Raw genomic sequence first — 17484 nt, 5'->3', positions numbered from 1 at the left:
ATGATACCTGCATCCGCAGCCTACCCGGCGACGCGGCTCGTACCCTGTAGCAGCGGTGCAAGCCACGTCCGGCCTCACGCGAAAACCCTGACACACCACGCTGCCCTGCGGGGCAGAATCCAACCTCGCTTTGGGCTATCATCCGCGCATCTTCGAACGAGGGAATACCCATGCTGAACGGCCTGTGGCTCAGCTTCTTTCTGATCGCCGCGATTTCGGCCTTCGGCCAATGGCTGGTAGGGGGCAACGCTGGCATCTTCGCGGCCATGGTCGAAAGCCTGTTCGCCATGGCCAAGCTGTCGGTAGAAGTAATGGTCCTGCTGTTCGGCACCCTCACCTTGTGGCTGGGCTTCCTGAAGATTGCCGAGAAGGCCGGTATCGTCGATTGGCTGGCCAAGGTCCTGGGGCCGCTGTTCAGCCGACTGATGCCCGAGGTGCCACGCGGCCATCCGGCACTGGGGCTGATCACCATGAACTTCGCTGCCAACGGCCTGGGCCTGGACAACGCCGCAACCCCGATCGGCCTCAAGGCCATGCGCTCGCTACAGGAACTCAACCCCAGTGCGACCACCGCCAGCAACGCGCAGATCCTGTTTCTGGTACTCAACGCCTCGTCGCTGACCCTGCTGCCGGTATCGATCTTCATGTACCGCGCCCAGCAAGGCGCCCTCGACCCGACCCTGGTGTTCCTGCCGATTCTCCTGGCCACCTCGGCCAGTACCCTCGCCGGGCTGCTGGCAGTGGCCGTGATGCAACGTCTGCGGCTGTGGGATCCAGTGGTGCTGGCCTATCTGATTCCCGGTGCGCTGCTGCTTGGCGTGTTCATGGCGTTCCTGGGCACCCTCTCGGCTACAGCCCTGGCGGGGCTGTCCTCGATCCTGGGCAACCTCACGCTGTTTGGCCTGATCATCCTGTTTCTGGTCATCGGCGCGCTGCGCAAGGTTCAGGTCTACGAGGCCTTCGTGGAAGGCGCCAAGGAAGGTTTCGACGTTGCCAAGAGCCTGCTGCCGTATCTGGTCGCCATGCTCTGCGCGGTAGGTGTGCTGCGCGCTTCGGGCGCCCTGGAGCTGGGTCTGGACGGTATTCGTCACCTGGTCGAATGGCTGGGCATGGACACCCGGTTCGTCGACGCCCTGCCGACCGCGCTGGTCAAGCCGTTTTCCGGCAGTGCCGCGCGCGCGATGCTGATCGAGACCATGCAGTCCCATGGCGTGGACAGCTTTCCGGCCCTGGTTGCGGCGACCATTCAGGGTAGCACCGAGACCACGTTCTATGTGCTGGCCGTGTACTTCGGTGCCGTGGGCATCCAGCGTGCGCGTCATGCGGTCGGCTGTGCACTGCTGGCGGACCTGGCCGGAGTCATCGCCGCCATCGTGGTCTGCTACTGGTTCTTCGGTGCCACGGCGGCCTGAACCGCGTCGTCGGTCACCGTGAAGCGCAGCACGCCGACGATCTGACCATCCTCGGTCAACACCCGCACCTGCCATTTCCCCGCGACGTTGCCGGGGAAATTCTGCTTGTGGCTCCAGGCGCGATAGCCCTCCTTGCGCCCGCCGTGGATGTCCAGGGCGATGCGATCGACCTCGGTGCCGTTCTGCTGCCACACATGATAGATACGCTCGTCCAAGCCTCGTGGAGCATTGATGGCGGTGTAGGCGTACAGCCCGCTGCTGCGCAACTGTGCCGCGCTGACCGTATCCAGGCTGTCGCCATGGGTGCGGCTGCGGTTGTCCAGCTCGGTGGTCACCGCCACCTCGGTCAGCCATAGCGTGGCCGGCGGCACCCAGGAGCGCAGCAGCCATCCAGCACCGCCGATCATCAAGGTCGCCAAGACCAGCGCCACGCCGCGACGCCAATGGTTGATCGGGAAACTGACGGCCAGGCTCGGAAAGGCCAGCAGCATGGCGGTGGCCAGCGCCAGCTTGAAACTTTCATCGGTGGTCAGGTGCAGGATGATCGGCAGCGCCGTGAGCAACGCCGCGAACAGTGTGAAAGTGTGCAGCGCCATGAACAGCCAGCGCCGGGGCGCGACCCACTTGTAGTACAGCGGGTCGATGATCGACACCAGCCCGGCCAGCGTCAGCAGGCCGGTAAACACCAGCTGGCCGCTGTTCCAGGTGGTGGTGATATAGAAGAAAGGCAGAACGAAGAACAGGCTTTCCTGGTGGATCATCTGGGTCGCGTAGCGCAGCACCGGCGTGGGTATCTCACGCTTGAACAAGCGGGTGAACAACTGGGTGAAGGTGTTCTCCAGCATCAACCAGATCCAGGTCAGCAGCATCACCACTGCGATCCAGCTGGCCAGGCCGGCCTGGCGATCGACCAGCACGAAGCTGCCGATGCCGGACAGGAAGCCGCCCAGTGCGATCACACCCGGGTAGCGTTTGATAAGGTCGATGAGGCGCTGAACGAAGTACGGCATGGTCTTCCATAGAAAATAGACAATGAAACGGTATTCAGGATACCGCCTCGGCAGCGATCAACGTCGTTTCGCGCGCCGCCAGACGATCAGCCCCACCAGCAATGCTGCCATGCCGATCAACACCGCCCAGGCGATCCGATAGAGCTCGTCATAGCTGAGCAGGGGTTTTTCGACACGGATATACCCCTGCGTCCCTACCATCTGACGCAAGGCAGTGTTGGCGTCCTCGACGGTGACCTGAGCCAACTGCCGCGCCGGGCTGGCGAAGCGGCCGTCGGTATAGTCGGCCAGTGCTCCCCAATAGTAGTCGGCCAGCGCCACGTTGCCTTGCGCCGCCCAGGCTTGCCGGGCGATCGCAAGATTCTTCAGGCGCTTGAAGGTCTCCGCGTCCACACCGTTGTCGCGCAGACGCGCGATCATCTGCCCCATGACCAGGCCGGTCTGACCGATATCGGCTCGATCCACATCGGCGTTCAGGCTCAGCAGGCCGCTGTCGCCGTACGACTCGCGGGCCACCCAGGGTCCGTACGACAGGCCGTGGGCAAGCCGCAGTTCGCGGTAAAGCTCCCATTCCAGATACATCTGCAGCAGGTCCAGGGTAGCGGGATGCGCGGTTTCAAGCACCGGTTCGACGAAGTACAGATGAAGCTTGGCGTCCTCGCCCAGCCAACCGCGGGTCAGTTCAGCCTGCGGCTCGGCCGCATGGGTGACCGAACGCAGGTCCTGATGGTCGCTGGGTTCCACCGCATCCAGCGCACCCCAGGTACGCTCCAGATAGGCCGGCAGCAGCTTATCCAAGCCCCCTACCACGATCAGGCTCATGTTGTTCGGTGCATACCAGTTTTGCCGGACATCACGTACCTGCGCCAGCGTGAGGTCGGCGACTTCGGCGGGTTGCGGACACTTGAGGCCCAACTCGATAGCCAACTGACTGCTGGCATCGCTGTCCCGAGCGGGCTTGTCGAGCAAGCGCTGCAGGTGGGAATGATGGCCGCCGTCTTCGTGCTCGATGATGCGCTTGGCGCTGGCCAGGGCTTTTTCGTCGATGGTGGTCCGAGTGACGGCAGCCAGCAGCAGGTCGAGTACCTTGCGCTGGTTGTGCGCTGGCGCTTCGATGACGAAGGTGGTGTCGGCACTGCTGGTGAACGCATTCCATTCGCCGCCCAGCGCCTGCATGCGTTCTTCGAGACCGCCTTCGCCGTGCTCGTCGATACCGCTGAACAGAAGATGCTCGAGCAGGTGGGGCAGTTCTTGATCAGTGCAGGAGAAGTCGTCGAAACCAACGCCAACCACCAGGCGAATCGACACGTGGGCACGCTCGTCGCCAGGTTTGAGCAGCAGTTGCAGGCCGTTGGGCAACAGATACCCTTCGACCTGGAAGCGGTCCAGCGCCACGGCTTCACGGCCGGCGCACAACAGCGTCGCCGCCAGGAGCCACAGGCACAGCAGACGATGCTGTGTGCCGGGAGCGCTTTTCACCCGCTCGTGCATGAATCCCTTCCATTGAAATCGACCAAGTCAATGGAACAGACCCCCTGGCCGGTCAGTCGTTCATAGCACATTGCTGGCCACTACCGCACGCTGCCAGTGCAACGCGCGGCTTTCCAGGCTCAGGACTCTTCCTGGGACTCGCGACGCTTGCGGGCCATGGCAGTACGCATCTTGATGTTCACGGCTTCCACAGCCAACGAGAACGCCATGGCGAAATAGACGTAGCCCTTGGGTACATGCACGTCGAACGCTTCGGCGATCAGTACGGTACCGACCACCAACAGGAACGACAACGCCAGCATCTTCAGCGATGGATGCTGGTCGATGAAGCGACTGATGGTGCCCGAAGCGACCATCATCACCAATACCGCAACGACGATGGCAGCGACCATGACCGGTACATGGGACACCATGCCCACCGCGGTGATGACCGAGTCCAGCGAGAACACGATGTCGATGATGGCGATCTGGATAATGGTGTAGATGAAGTTGCCACCCTTGCCTGCAACCTCGTCACCGCCCTCTTCTTCGCCTTCCATGCCGTGGTAGATCTCTTGCGAGCTTTTCCACAACAGGAACAGACCACCGAAGAACAGAATCAGGTCACGTCCGGAGATACCCTGGCCGAACACTACGAACAGGTCGGCGGTCAGGCGCATGACCCAGGTGATCGAAAGCAGCAGCAGAATGCGCGTGACCATGGCCAGCGCCAGGCCGAAAATCCGTGTGCGTGCCTGCATGTGCTTGGGCATGCGGCTCACCAGAATCGAGATCATGATGATGTTGTCGATGCCCAGCACGATTTCAAGTGCCGTCAGGGTCAAGAAAGCAACCCAGATTTCCGGGTTGGTGAACCATTCCATGTGAAGTCCTTCGTGTTGAATGTCAGGGCGGCGCAAGGCCGGATGCTAAAGCGCCGCTACCATGGGGTAGCGGCGCGACGGCGTCCGGCCTGGCTCGCGAATAGAATTTATAGACTGCTGAACAGAGGAAAGATCCCCATTGCCAGCGCGGCGAACATTATGCACAGGCAAACCAGTACTGCCCACTTGAGGGTGAAGCGCTGGTGGTCACCGAACTCGATACCGGCCAGTGCAACCAGCAGGTAGGTAGAGGGTACCAGCGGGCTGAGCAGGTGTACGGGTTGTCCGACGATCGAGGCACGGGCCATTTCCACCGGCGAGATGCCGTAGTGCGCCGCGGCTTCGGCCAGTACCGGCAATACGCCGTAGTAGAAGGCATCGTTGGACATGAAGAAGGTGAACGGCATGCTGACCAGCGCGGTGATCACGGCCAGGTACGGGCCCATGGCATCCGGAATCACGGCCAGCAGGCTCTTGGACATGGCATCGACCATGCCGGTGCCGGTCAGGATGCCGGTGAAGATACCGGCGGCGAAGATCAATCCGACCACGGCCAGAACGCTGCCGGCGTGGGCCGCGACACGTTCCTTCTGTGCTTCCAGGCACGGGTAGTTGACGATCATGGCAATACTGAACGCGACCATGAACAGCACCGGCAGAGGCAGCAGGCCCATGATCAGGGTGATCATCAGCAGCAGGGTCAAGCCGCCGTTGAACCAGATCAGCTTGGGCCGGCGTGCGTCAGGGAACTGCGACACGCTGATTTCGCTGTGGTCGATCTCGTCGCCAGGCAGGTGCAGCTCGCCCAGACGAACGCGCTCGCGCTTGCCGTACATGTAGGCAATCACCAGGATGGCGACCACACCGACCGCCATGGCCGGGATCATCGGCACGAAGATGTCCGAAGGGTCGACATGCAGGGCACTAGCAGCGCGCGCGGTCGGACCACCCCACGGCGTCATATTCATGACCCCGCCTGCCAGAATGATCAAACCGGCCATGATCCTTGGGCTCATGCCGATGCGCTGGTACAGCGGCAGCATGGCGGCAACGCAGATCATGTAGGTGGTCGCGCCGTCACCGTCCAGCGAAACGATCAACGCCAGTACGGCCGTGCCGACCGACACTTTCAGCGGGTCGCCCTTGACCAGCTTGAGGATCTTGCGCACTGCCGGGTCGAACAACCCCGAATCGATCATCAGGGCGAAATACAGGATGGCGAACATCAGCATCACGCCGGTCGGCGCAAGCTTGGTGATGCCCGCAAGCATCATCGGGCCGATTTCCGGTGCGAAACCACCGAACAGAGCGAACAGGATAGGCACGATGATCAAGGCGATCAGCGCAGAAAGGCGCTTGGTCATGATCAGGAACATGAACGTGATGACCATGGCAAAGCCAAGGAATGTCAGCATGGGAATACTCCAGGCACAGCGCGGCTAAGGACGAAGAACGGAAGGTTCAGCGAGGAATGGCACGAGCCGGGAGTATGGGAAGGGTGGCACTGCGGTTTGGGATAATCAGGGACATCGGTTTCACCATTGTTGTTGTTCAAGAGGCCGAAAGCGCACCTGAGTGCTGCCATCTGGCCGGCCGGTCTTACGCCGGGGGTGAGTCGATCCTATGTCGGCAAGCTTTCAACAACCTTTCGCCATTCAAAACGATACAATTGTCCTTGTGGGAGCGGGCGCTGCTCGCGAATGCTCATGCCCTGCTCCTCAAAACGACACCGTCCCCTGTGGGAGCGAGCTCTGCCCGCGAATGGCGCCCCCTCGATCTCAAGGCAATACCAACCCACCCGCCGCCTTGTGCAACTCGCGCAGGTGTTCCCCCACCTGCTTCAGATTCGCTTCACTGGCCGCAATCTCCGCAGCCCGCTCAGGGGTCAGCAGCGCCCTCACCTCCTTGTCCAAGTCGGTACTCAAGCGCTGCAACCGTTGCTGGCGCTGACTGCTTTCCGATTCCAGCCGCTGCCACTCCGCCGTCTGCGGCAACCCGTAGCCACCGTTGTCGAGCAGTTCCGCCGGTCGGCTGAGAAAACCGCTATTGGCCAGTATTTCCTGCAGCATCTGATTGGCGTTGGCCACGCTGCCATCCCCCAACTCGCGGGCGCCCAGATAGCGTTGCTTCACCTCATCCTGCGCCAACAGCAACTGGCGCCGGTAACTGGCCTGCTCCAGCAGCAACAGCGCAGCACTGGTGCGCAGGTCAGCCTGGGCAAACCAGGGCCGTCGCTGCTGAGCGGTCTGCGCCAACCAATCCTCGACGGTCTGCTGCGGGATGGGCAGATGCTTGCGCAGCACCTCGAACATGGCCTGGTAACGATCGCGATAGGAATCGAACCGATACCCCAGCCGCAATGCTTCACGCGGATCATCGAGCACACTGCCATCGGCCAGCCCGCGCCCTTCCAGCACCTCGAGCAAACCGTTGGGCAAGATACTGTCGATGCCCTGGAGCCTCGGATCATGGGTACCGCTACGCAGCAGCTTGAGGTTCTCCACTGCACAATTGTTGGACAGGAAGTAATAGCTGCCGTCGTAGCTCCAATGCATTTCCGCGGCATGCCGCACCAGCGACTCGATCTCGGCGCGGTCCAGCTTGAGCGGCACCGACGCCAGGCTGCGCAACTCGGTCTTGGTGTACTCGTCGATCACCTGGGACAGCGGCAACACGAACAGTCGCGACGGGTATTGCCCCATCAGACCGCCCCATGTGGACAGCTGCACATCATTGACGAATGCCCGGTACGACAGCACCAGGTGCTGCTCCAGATCCAGTCGGCAGTCCGGCCCCCGCGGACGTCCCGGGGCACAGATGACCAGGCGCAGCATGCTGTGCCCCCAACGGCTGGCGAGGTTCTGATTGGCTTCGGCAAGCAGGTAGTCCACCGCGTAGACACGTTGCGGATCGATCTTGCCCAAGGGTGTCTTGCCGAAGTCGCTGCCGGCATTCAGGTAAGGCAGGCCTTCGGCGCAGCTTTGCTGGCGCGCCGGCGCCCAGTTGAAACGCGCCTTGAAGTAGTCGAACAATGCCGGCCGACGGCAGGCATAAGCCGGGTCGAGGAGAAAGTACTCCATGTTGACCGCGACGAATTCCTTCGGACTGCTGACTTCGTAGATGTCGGGACTGCGTACGATCTGACGGTTCTGCTCTTCGCGCTCGCCCCGGCGTCCGACGTATTGCTGCCAACCGGCCAGGTCCAGCAGGCGCGGGTCGTCGCTCAGGGTAAAGCGCCGCATACCCTGGCCACGGCACTCATCGGGCAAGCCAATCTTGCCAAGGCTGGCATTCTGACGGTTGCAGCGGTTGATCAGTGCACGGTCCGCAGGTGTCCACAGGCGCGCCCGATCATAGATATGCGTGAGTTCGTGCAGCACGGTGGCCAACAGCTCTTCGCGCACTGTGCCATGAGGACGGTTGGTCTGCCGCTGAGCGGAAGAGCCGTCGGCCAGCCCCTGCAATTGATTGAGGTTCAATTCCAGGCTGGATACCAGAGACGCTTGGCCATAGGCATTGTCGGGCATGCGCGATGACCAGCTGACGTCGATACGCCGGTCCAGCTGCGCGACGAACTGTGGTGGCAATGCGGCCATCGCATCGTCGAGCAGTGCCTGGCTGGCATCGGCCTGCCGGGCATCCAGCCCGCTGCGGTCAAGCACCAGCTGCAGGCTGGCAGAAGCCTGCGCAGCCGTCAGCAGAAGGCCTGCTGTCAGCAGCCAGCGGGCCAATCGCCTCACAGTGCGAGAATGGCTTCGGCAAGGTCCTGGTCACTGGCGGTGCGCGCCTGTGGAACGCGCTCACGCAGCGCATTGAAGGCGGCCTCCAGCTGCGCGCCACGGATGTTGCCCTGGCTGGCCACATAGCTGGCCGCGTCGTCCCGCGCTTCCAGGACCACCTTGGCGTCGCGGATCGAGGTCGTGGTGTCGGAAGTGAAATCGATCGACCGGCCAAATGCACGGACGATGATATTACTGGTGGCCACGACAGTTTGGGCCTGGGCCACATCGGCCAGCAGGAACAGGCCGAGGGTAGCGGCAATCAGCGGGGTACGCATGGAGCTTCTCCGTAATACGAGGTGTTTATTGGACGAGTATCGCCTGCGCCAGTTCAAGGTCGCCGGCAGCCATTCGAGGGTGCGCCTGGCGAATGACGGCCATGGCCGCTTCGAGCCGTGCGCCGCGGCATTGGCCGCCGCTGGCGACGAAGCAGGCAGCATCGTCCCGGGCAGACAGAATCAACTTGCGATCGAACGGTGCCGTGGTGACTTGGCTGGTCACATACAAGGTGATTACCGACGACTGCAGGCTCACATCGAAGGCCGCAGCCGACGACGCCCAGAGGGCAAGCAAGAATGGCAAATAACGCATCGGGCTTCAGGTGTCGAGCAATTGGGACGGCAAGGCTAGCCCAACGCCTGCGCAAGAGCCACCTCCGATGTCCGGCAGCCGGTAGCCTGCCGGTTCTTTCATCTGGAGCAGCACGCGCTGCAACGTATCAGATGGCAAGGATTGCCTGGGCAAGTTGGGTGTCGCTGGCTTGCATCTGAGGTGCAACCTTGCGGATATGGGCAAAGGCACTTTCCAGCTTCACGCCGCGGATGTCGCCTTGGCTGGCCACGAAGCTTGCAGCGTCATCGCGCGCTTCACGGACGATCTTGTCGTCACGCAGCGAGGAAGACAGGTCCGACGTGGCGTTGGTCGACGCGTTGACCCCACGCACCAGCGCATCGGTGGTGACAACGAAGCTTGAAGCCTGTGCGCCACTGGCCAGAGCCAACAGTACGGCGGCACTGAGCAAATGATTACGGATCATGATGAATCTCCAGGTCTGAACGAGGTTTGAGCGCAATAAAGCTTATTAGAGCGCCTGGAAGCCTCGGGCGCCAGCACTCCGACCACACCGGCAGCGCAATGACTCAACTGTTATGGTTATAAATTAATAACCAAAAACTGTACTTGTCCTGTTTCACGCAGGCGAAAAAAAACCCGTCAGCGTAGACCGCGACGGGTTTCTTGAATTCGGTGCTGGTTCGGCCTTCAGGCTCTGTTACCAGCGGGGCGTTGCATCAACGCCAGAACGGCTTGCTCAACTCTTCGCAACGCTGGGCTTCGCTGATACCGGCATCGGCCAGCAGACGAGCGTCCAGACGAGCCAGTTGATGACGGCTGGCGATACGGCGCTGCCAGAGCATCAGGTTGGCGAAGAAGCGCAGAGGAGCCGAAGTTTGCGTAGTTTGGGTGTTGGCCTGGAACAGGTCGGAACTGAGGGTACGTTCCATGATGTACATCCTTCCGCTTGTGGCGGGGCTGAGTAGTGGTTTATCTGGTACCCATTTTCCACGCTCCCCGTCCATAACAGTAGGCACAGTTCACCTGTATTGTGTGCAGTCAGTTAGCTGTGAAACCCAACTGTCTCGCTCTCGAATGAGGCAACTGTATGGGTCTGCACCAAAATAATGCATTTATCGTCAATCCAGTGCTCTGGGATGCCTCGATTCTCATTTCTCTACCAGTACAGTAGTACAGTTCATTTTGTGGAGTTCGACTTCTCGCCATACCGCACACCTACGCGTTTGCTGCACCGCCCAACTGTATGTGTCGGCATCGTACCTCGGACTGATTTCGCCCCGGCCTTGGCGCCCGTGCAGCGCTGCGTACCTGCCGGTCCGCAGCTGTCATGCAGCTCTGTAAGTGGATTCCCGCCGCGATAAAAAAACCCCGCCAAGGCGGGGTTTTCAGTACGGCAGGTCATCAGGCGCCTGGGCTCGGAATGCTATTCCACGGCCTTTACCATGTCCTCGATGACCTTCTTCGCATCACCGAACACCATCATGGTCTTGTCCAGGTAGAACAACTCATTGTCCAGTCCCGCGTAGCCACTGGCCATCGAGCGCTTGTTGACGATGATGGTCTTGGCCTTGAACGCCTCCAGGATCGGCATGCCGGCGATGGGCGACTTCGGATCGTTCTTGGCGGCAGGGTTGACCACGTCATTGGCACCCAGCACCAGTACCACGTCTGCCTGACCGAATTCGGAATTGATGTCGTCCATCTCGAAAACCTGGTCGTAAGGCACCTCGGCCTCGGCCAGCAGCACGTTCATGTGCCCCGGCATGCGCCCAGCCACCGGGTGGATCGCATATTTGACGGTCACTCCCGCGTGGGTCAGTTTTTCCGTCAGCTCTTTCAGCGCATGTTGCGCGCGGGCCACTGCCAGGCCGTAACCCGGCACGATGATCACGGTGTCGGCGTTGGTCAGCAGGAACGTGGCGTCATCCGCCGAGCCCGATCTCACCGGCCGCGCTTCCTTGGCGCCAGCCGGGCCTGCGTCTGCAACGGCACCGAAGCCTCCGCCGATGACATTGAAGAACGAACGGTTCATGGCCTTGCACATGATGTAGGAAAGAATTGCGCCGCTGGAGCCCACCAGCGATCCGGCGATGATCAGCATCGAGTTGTTCAGCGAGAAGCCGATGCCGGCCGCCGCCCAGCCCGAATAGCTGTTGAGCATCGACACCACCACCGGCATGTCCGCCCCGCCGATCGGGATGATCAACAGCACGCCCAGCACGAACGCCAGTGCCAGCATCAGGCCGAAAGCGGCATAGCTGCCGGTGAACATGAAGATCAGGCCGCACAGCAAGGTGCCCAGACCCATCAGCAGGTTCAGCTTGTGCTGCCCGGAGAACTGCACGGGGGCACCCTGGAACAGGCGGAACTTGTATTTTCCGGACAGCTTGCCGAAGGCGATCACTGAACCGGAAAAAGTGATGGCGCCGATTGCCGCGCCGAGGAACAGCTCCAGGCGATTGCCGGTCGGGATCGGATCGCCCAGCTGCGCGACGATGCCCAGGGATTGCGGCTCGACCACGGCGGCAATGGCAATGAACACCGCTGCCAGCCCGATCATGCTGTGCATGAACGCCACCAGTTCCGGCATCTTGGTCATTTCCACGCGCTTGGCCATGATCGACCCGGCAGTACCGCCAACCAGCAGGCCGACCAGCACGTAGCCGATCCCAGCGGTGGCCAGTTCTGCGCCCAGCTTGTAGATCAGGCCAACGGTGGTGAGCACCGCCAGCGTCATGCCGAGCATGCCGAACAGATTGCCGCGCCGGGACGTGGTCGGATGGGACAAGCCTTTGAGCGCCTGGATGAAACAGACCGATGCCACCAGATAAAGAAGCGTAACCAGGTTCATGCTCATTGTTTGGATGCCTCATCCTTCACTTTCGGTGCTTTCTTCTTGAACATCTCCAGCATCCGCCGGGTTACCAGGAACCCCCCGAATACGTTCACCGCTGCCAGCGCAACGGCCAGCGTACCCATGGTCTTGCCCAGTGGCGTCACGGTGAGCGCTGCGGCGAGCATGGCGCCAACGATGACGATGGCCGAAATGGCATTGGTCACGGCCATCAGCGGAGTATGCAGCGCGGGTGTCACGTTCCAGACCACGTGGTAGCCAACATAGATGGCCAGCACGAAAATGATCAGGTTGTAGATACCGTGGGAAATCAGCATGTCTTCCATTGTTATTGTCCTCAGCCGTTCTTGCGCACGATCTGGCCATCGCGGCACATCAAGCATGCGGCGACGATGTCGTCTTCCAGGTTGATGGTGAACTGCCCGTCCTTGTCGAACAGCAGCTTCATGAAGTCCAGCAGGTTGCGTGCATACAAGGCCGACGCATCGGCACCCACCTGCGCCGGAAGGTTGGTCGGGCCCACGATGGTCACGCCGTTGTGCACCACGATCTGATCGGCCACGGTCAGCGGGCAGTTGCCGCCCTGCAGCGCCGCCAGGTCGATGACCACCGAGCCTGGCTTCATCTGCGCCACCGTCTCGGCGCCAAGCAGCGTGGGCGCTTTGCGCCCGGGAATCAGCGCGGTAGTGATGACGATGTCAGCCTGCTTGGCGCGCTCGTGAACCGCTTGCGCCTGACGCTGCATCCAGCTGGCGGGCATGGGGCGGGCATAGCCGCCGGTACCGACGGCACATTCACGTTCTTCGTCGGTTTCGTACGGCACATCGAGAAACTTCGCGCCCAGCGATTCGATCTGCTCCTTGACTGCCGGGCGCACGTCGGAGGCCTCGATCACCGCGCCCAGGCGCTTGGCGGTGGCGATGGCCTGCAAGCCCGCCACGCCAGCACCCAGAATCAGCACGCGAGCAGCTTTGACGGTACCGGCGGCAGTCATCAGCATCGGCATGAAGCGCGGATAGTGGTGCGCGGCCAGCAACACCGATTTGTACCCGGCAATGTTGGCTTGCGAAGACAGTACGTCCAGGCTTTGTGCGCGTGAAGTGCGCGGAGCCGCCTCGAGGGCAAAGGCGCTGATGCCTCGCGCGGCCATCTTGGCGATCACTTCGTTGTTGAACGGGTTGAGCATGCCCAGCAGCACCGTACCGGCAGCCATCTGCTGCAGCTCTGCGTCACTGGGCGCATTGACCTTGAGCACCAGTTGCGTGGCAAATGCCTGGGCAGCACTGCCAATGGTCGCGCCAGCGGCCTGGTAGGCATCGTCGGTCACGCTGGCGAGAACCCCCGCACCACGTTCGACCGTCACCGCATGGCCTTGAGCGACCAGCTTCTTGATGGTTTCCGGGGTAGCGGCTACACGTGTTTCGCCCTGCTGCGTTTCGAGAGGAACACCAATGTGCACGTTATATCTCCTGCTGGATCTTTTTCCTGGTCGTACCCAAGCCCTGGCTATGGCCATCGTGCCAGAGCGCCATCAGCGCGATACCGCCTGAGAGCGGCGGGCCGCGGCATTTTGCAGGCCCCGACGAGCGGCTTCAACAGGTTATGGAGCGATACACTCTGGGCACTACAAGTCATGCTGTGACCGAATGTCACAGCATTCCTGCTTCCGCCCTTCTAGTACGGGCGTTGCAGGCGAGGCTGGGCTTCTCGAAATATTTTGCGAAATATTTATCGGCTGCGGGCGATAGCGTGTCAAAAACCTGCCAGATGCAGGCAGTTCAACGGCTGTAGCGGAAATACCGCGGTTTATCAAAGCTTTCAATAACGCGCCAGAAACGTACATCTGTAGGTTGCTACCGTTCGCCACTACCGATTTCCAGTCCATGTGGCAGGGGTTGGCGATAATCCTCTGCCTGCTGCATCAACCAGTCGCGAAAGGTCCGCAGCGCCGCCAGCTCGCGATGCCTTTCTGGCACGGCAAGGTAGTAGGCCTTGCTACTGCGCAATTCGTGGGCGTTGGCAATGACCAGGCTGCCCTCGCGCAACTCGCGCTGGATCAGGAACGGAGGAATGAGCGCCAGCCCCATCTCATGTACCGCCGCCTGGGCCAGCATGGAGAATAGTTCATAGCGCGGCCCACTGAGGTCGCGGGACACGTTCAGCTCAAGGCTGGCAAACCATTGCCGCCATGCATAGGGGCGTGTGCTTTGCTGCAACAGCGCAAGCTCGGCAATGCGTGTTGGCGCCAGCGCTGGTTGCCCCTGCAGCAGCGCCGGGCTGCATACCGGGACAGGATGCTCTTCCATCAGCCTGCTGGTCTGCGTCCCCGACCAATCACCATCACCGAAGTAGATCGCCGCATCGAAGTCGGTATCGGCGAACAGAAAGGGTCGAGTTCGGTTGGTCAGGTTGACCGTGATCTGCGGATGATGCCGCTGGAAGTCCTTCAGGCGTGGCAACAGCCACTGCGTACCGAAGGTCGGCACCACCGCCAACTCCAAGGTGCTGGCACCTTGCTGCCCCATCACCGCCAGTGTCTCGCGCTCGACAGCATCGAGCTGCGCGGCCACCCGGCGGCTGTAGGACAGCCCAGCCTCGGTTAGCTTCACGCCACGCTTCGAACGCCGGAACAGGCGCACGTCGAGAAACTCCTCGAGGTTGGCAATCTGTCGACACACCGCGCCCTGAGTCAGGAACAGTTCCAGGGACGCCTTGGTAAAGCTCTCATGGCGTGCCGCCGCTTCGAAACAGATCAGTGCCGCCGTACTGGGAATTCGTCTACGCATGTAACTGTTCCTCACATCACTGCCGGCTATGTTGCCTGGCGCAGGTTCTTGAAGTGAGAAATTATCACAAGCTCATGCGTAATACTCCTTTGCTCACCAGCGCATGAGCACCTACCCTCGGGCTATACAGCTTTTCCGAGGACGCGCACATGGCAAGCTTCAACTGGATCGACCCACTGCTGCTGGACCAACAACTGACGCAGGAAGAGCGCATGGTGCGCGACTCTGCCGAGCAATACGCTCAAGGCAAGCTGATGCCGCGAGTGCTGGAGGCCTTTCGCCACGAAACCACCGACCCTGCCATCTTTCGCGAGATGGGCGAGATGGGTCTGCTCGGTGCGACCATCCCCGAAGAGTTCGGCGGCAGTGGCCTGAACTATGTGTGCTACGGCCTTATTGCCCGTGAGGTCGAGCGGGTGGACTCTGGCTATCGCTCGATGATGAGCGTGCAGTCGTCGTTGGTCATGGTGCCGATCAATGAATTCGGTACCCAGGCGCAAAAGCAGAAATACCTTCCCAAATTGGCCAGCGGTGAGTGGATCGGCTGCTTCGGCCTGACCGAGCCCGACCATGGCTCGGATCCAGGGGCGATGGTCACGCGAGCGCGCAAGGTCGAAGGCGGCTACCGCATGAGCGGTAGCAAGATGTGGATCACCAACAGTCCGATTGCCGACGTATTCGTGGTGTGGGCCAAGGACGATGCGGGAGACATCCGCGGCTTCATTCTGGAAAAAGCCTGGGCCGGGCTCAGTGCACCTGCGATCCACGGCAAGGTCGGGCTGCGCGCGTCCATCACCGGCGAGATCGTCATGGACAACGTATTCGTACCGGAAGAAAACATGTTTCCCGACGTACGTGGTCTCAAGGGGCCCTTCACGTGCCTCAATTCGGCACGCTATGGCATCTCGTGGGGGGCGCTCGGTGCTGCAGAGTTCTGCTGGCACACCGCCAGGCAGTACACCCTGGATCGCCAGCAATTCGGTCGGCCACTGGCAGCCAACCAACTCATCCAGAAAAAGCTGGCTGACATGCAGACCGAGATCACTCTGGCCCTGCAAGGCTGCCTGCGTTTGGGCCGCATGAAGGATGAAGGCACGGCGGCGGTGGAGATCACCTCGATCATGAAGCGCAACTCCTGTGGCAAATCCCTGGATATCGCGCGCATGGCCAGGGATATGCTGGGCGGCAACGGTATATCCGATGAATTCGGCGTCGCCCGTCATCTGGTCAATCTGGAAGTGGTCAATACCTACGAGGGTACTCACGACGTACATGCCCTGATCCTGGGGCGGGCGCAAACCGGCCTGCAAGCCTTCTATTGATAGGAGGTCGTCATGGGCGCCCTTTCGCATCTTCGTGTGCTCGACCTGTCGCGGGTACTCGCGGGGCCATGGGCCGGGCAAATCCTGGCCGACCTCGGCGCCGAGGTCATCAAGGTCGAGCGCCCAGGCCGGGGTGATGACACCCGAGCCTGGGGGCCACCGTTCCTTGCCGACCACGCTGGTAACAGTACGGGTGAAGCCGCCTATTACTTGGCGGCCAACCGCAACAAGCGCTCGGTCACCATCGACTTCACCCGACCCGAAGGTCAGCAGTTGGTACGTGACCTTGCTGCAGGCTCCGACATTCTGATCGAAAACTTCAAAGTAGGCGGACTCGCCGCCTACGGCCTGGACTACGCATCACTCAGCGCTGTGAACCCGCAACTGATCTACTGCTCCATCACCGGTTTCGGCCAGACCGGCCCTTATGCCGCGCGCCCCGGTTATGACTTCATGGTTCAGGGCATGGGTGGCTTGATGAGCCTCACCGGCAAGGCGGACGGTGAACCTGGGGCCGGGCCCGCCAAGGTGGGCGTGGCCCTCACCGATATCCTTACCGGTCTGTACTCAACTGTTGCCATGCTGGCCGCGCTGGCGCATCGCGACAAGGGCGGCGGTGGACAACAGATCGACATGGCGCTGCTGGATGTGCAGGTGGCCTGCCTGGCCAACCAAGCGATGAACTACCTCACGACAGGGGTGGCGCCTGAGCGTCTGGGCAATGCCCATCCGAACATCGTGCCTTACCAAGATTTCCCCACGGCCGATGGCGACTTCATCCTGACCGTGGGCAACGATAGCCAATTCGCCAAGTTCGCGCGGGTGGCGGGTCATCCGGAATGGGCAAGCGATCCCCGATTCGCGTCCAATCAGCAGAGAGTTGCCAACCGCAAGCAGCTGATCCCCCTCATCCGGCAGGCAACGGTGTTCAAGACCACCGAGCAGTGGGTGGCCGAGCTCGAAGTGGCCGGTGTGCCCTGTGGGCCTATAAATGACCTGTCCCAGGTATTCGCCGACCCTCAGGTAGTGGCCAGGGAGCTTGCGATCCATATGCAGCATCCGCTGGCTGGCACCGTGCCTACGGTTGCCAGTCCCCTGCGGCTCAGTGCCAGCCCTGTGGAGTACCGACATGCGCCGCCTCTGCTGGGTGAACACACCAAGGAAGTACTGCAGCAGCTGCTGAACATGGACGCCCTTACCTATCACCAGCTTCACGCTGCAGGTGTGGTGTAGTCGTTCTTCTTATAGAGAAGAACGCTTGAACGCGGAGTTATGACGGTTTTTCGAATTGGGGGTTGACGGCAGATCTGTAGTGTCTATAATTCGCCCCACTTCCGGCGCAGCCGAAACGATAAACTCCTTGTTAATCAATGAGTTGGCCGTTTCAGAAGGTT

General features: G+C 61.2%; 16 protein-coding genes. 3 read left to right on the top strand and 13 right to left on the bottom strand.

Annotated elements, in window-relative coordinates; all coding sequences use genetic code 11:
• Positions 1-170: 170 nt before the first annotated feature.
• Positions 171-1412 (top strand): nucleoside recognition domain-containing protein, encoded by a 1242-nt coding sequence (locus tag IFU31_RS11300; RefSeq protein WP_192059199.1) that lies wholly within the window; start codon positions 171-173, stop codon positions 1410-1412.
• On the opposite strand, the gene IFU31_RS11295 is transcribed toward IFU31_RS11300, so the two are convergent.
• The 13 genes from IFU31_RS11295 to IFU31_RS11235 all read right to left on the bottom strand — a co-directional run bounded on the left by IFU31_RS11295 (position 1382) and on the right by IFU31_RS11235 (position 14768).
• Entirely contained in the window at positions 1382-2422 is a 1041-nt protein-coding gene (locus IFU31_RS11295; RefSeq protein ID WP_185794576.1) for a DUF5924 family protein, read from the bottom strand. The genes IFU31_RS11300 and IFU31_RS11295 overlap by 31 nt on opposite strands.
• A 57-nt stretch (positions 2423-2479) precedes the next feature.
• Positions 2480-3913, bottom strand: a complete 1434-nt coding sequence (locus tag IFU31_RS11290; protein WP_192059197.1) for a M16 family metallopeptidase — start codon at positions 3911-3913, stop codon at positions 2480-2482.
• Positions 3914-4032: 119 nt separating this feature from the next.
• Positions 4033-4776 (bottom strand): TerC family protein, encoded by a 744-nt coding sequence (locus IFU31_RS11285; RefSeq protein ID WP_122480112.1) that lies wholly within the window; start codon positions 4774-4776, stop codon positions 4033-4035.
• 107 nt (positions 4777-4883) lie between these two features.
• A complete protein-coding gene (locus IFU31_RS11280) occupies positions 4884-6191 on the bottom strand; it encodes a CitMHS family transporter (RefSeq protein ID WP_122480113.1) in 1308 nt (435 codons plus the stop codon).
• A 363-nt stretch (positions 6192-6554) separates the two neighbouring features.
• On the bottom strand, positions 6555-8516 hold the full coding sequence (locus tag IFU31_RS11275) for a DUF7844 domain-containing protein (RefSeq protein WP_342214294.1): 1962 nt from the start codon (positions 8514-8516) through the stop codon (positions 6555-6557).
• On the bottom strand, positions 8513-8833 hold the full coding sequence (locus IFU31_RS11270; protein WP_122480114.1) for a DUF2388 domain-containing protein: 321 nt from the start codon (positions 8831-8833) through the stop codon (positions 8513-8515). Before IFU31_RS11270 ends, IFU31_RS11275 begins: the two co-directional genes overlap by 4 nt.
• Positions 8834-8858: 25 nt before the next feature.
• Positions 8859-9146 (bottom strand): DUF2388 domain-containing protein, encoded by a 288-nt coding sequence (locus IFU31_RS11265; RefSeq protein WP_185794574.1) that lies wholly within the window; start codon positions 9144-9146, stop codon positions 8859-8861.
• 127 nt (positions 9147-9273) lie between these two features.
• A complete protein-coding gene (locus IFU31_RS11260; protein ID WP_192059195.1) occupies positions 9274-9591 on the bottom strand; it encodes a DUF2388 domain-containing protein in 318 nt (105 codons plus the stop codon).
• A gap of 253 nt (positions 9592-9844) precedes the next feature.
• Complete coding sequence (locus tag IFU31_RS11255; protein WP_043191878.1) at positions 9845-10057, bottom strand: DUF1127 domain-containing protein; 213 nt, start codon at positions 10055-10057, stop codon at positions 9845-9847.
• A gap of 494 nt (positions 10058-10551) precedes the next feature.
• Entirely contained in the window at positions 10552-11985 is a 1434-nt protein-coding gene (locus tag IFU31_RS11250; protein WP_122714882.1) for an NAD(P)(+) transhydrogenase (Re/Si-specific) subunit beta, read from the bottom strand.
• Positions 11982-12308: an NAD(P) transhydrogenase subunit alpha gene (locus IFU31_RS11245; protein ID WP_043191874.1), complete on the bottom strand. Its 327-nt coding sequence runs from the start codon at positions 12306-12308 to the stop codon at positions 11982-11984. The genes IFU31_RS11250 and IFU31_RS11245 overlap by 4 nt, the downstream gene beginning before the upstream one ends.
• Positions 12309-12319: 11 nt before the next feature.
• On the bottom strand, positions 12320-13441 hold the full coding sequence (locus IFU31_RS11240; RefSeq protein WP_122480118.1) for a Re/Si-specific NAD(P)(+) transhydrogenase subunit alpha: 1122 nt from the start codon (positions 13439-13441) through the stop codon (positions 12320-12322).
• 394 nt (positions 13442-13835) lie between these two features.
• Positions 13836-14768, bottom strand: coding sequence for a LysR family transcriptional regulator (locus IFU31_RS11235; protein WP_192102993.1), 933 nt, complete (start codon positions 14766-14768; stop codon positions 13836-13838).
• Positions 14769-14917: 149 nt separating this feature from the next.
• Here IFU31_RS11235 and IFU31_RS11230 point away from each other — a divergent pair, with 149 nt between their 5' ends.
• Together IFU31_RS11230 and IFU31_RS11225 are read left to right on the top strand one after the other, a co-directional pair.
• Positions 14918-16090, top strand: coding sequence for an acyl-CoA dehydrogenase (locus IFU31_RS11230; RefSeq protein ID WP_185794571.1), 1173 nt, complete (start codon positions 14918-14920; stop codon positions 16088-16090).
• Between the two features lie 12 nt (positions 16091-16102).
• The gene (locus IFU31_RS11225) at positions 16103-17323 is read left to right on the top strand and encodes a CaiB/BaiF CoA transferase family protein (RefSeq protein WP_192102991.1); all 1221 of its coding nucleotides are present in this window, start codon (positions 16103-16105) and stop codon (positions 17321-17323) included.
• Positions 17324-17484 lie beyond the last annotated feature (161 nt).

Source organism: Pseudomonas sp. CFBP 13602 (assembly GCF_014842725.1).
Classification (GTDB): Bacteria; Pseudomonadota; Gammaproteobacteria; order Pseudomonadales; family Pseudomonadaceae; genus Aquipseudomonas; species Aquipseudomonas baltica.
Note: the sequence above shows the minus strand (reverse complement) of the source record. Positions and strands in the feature narration are given on the sequence as shown.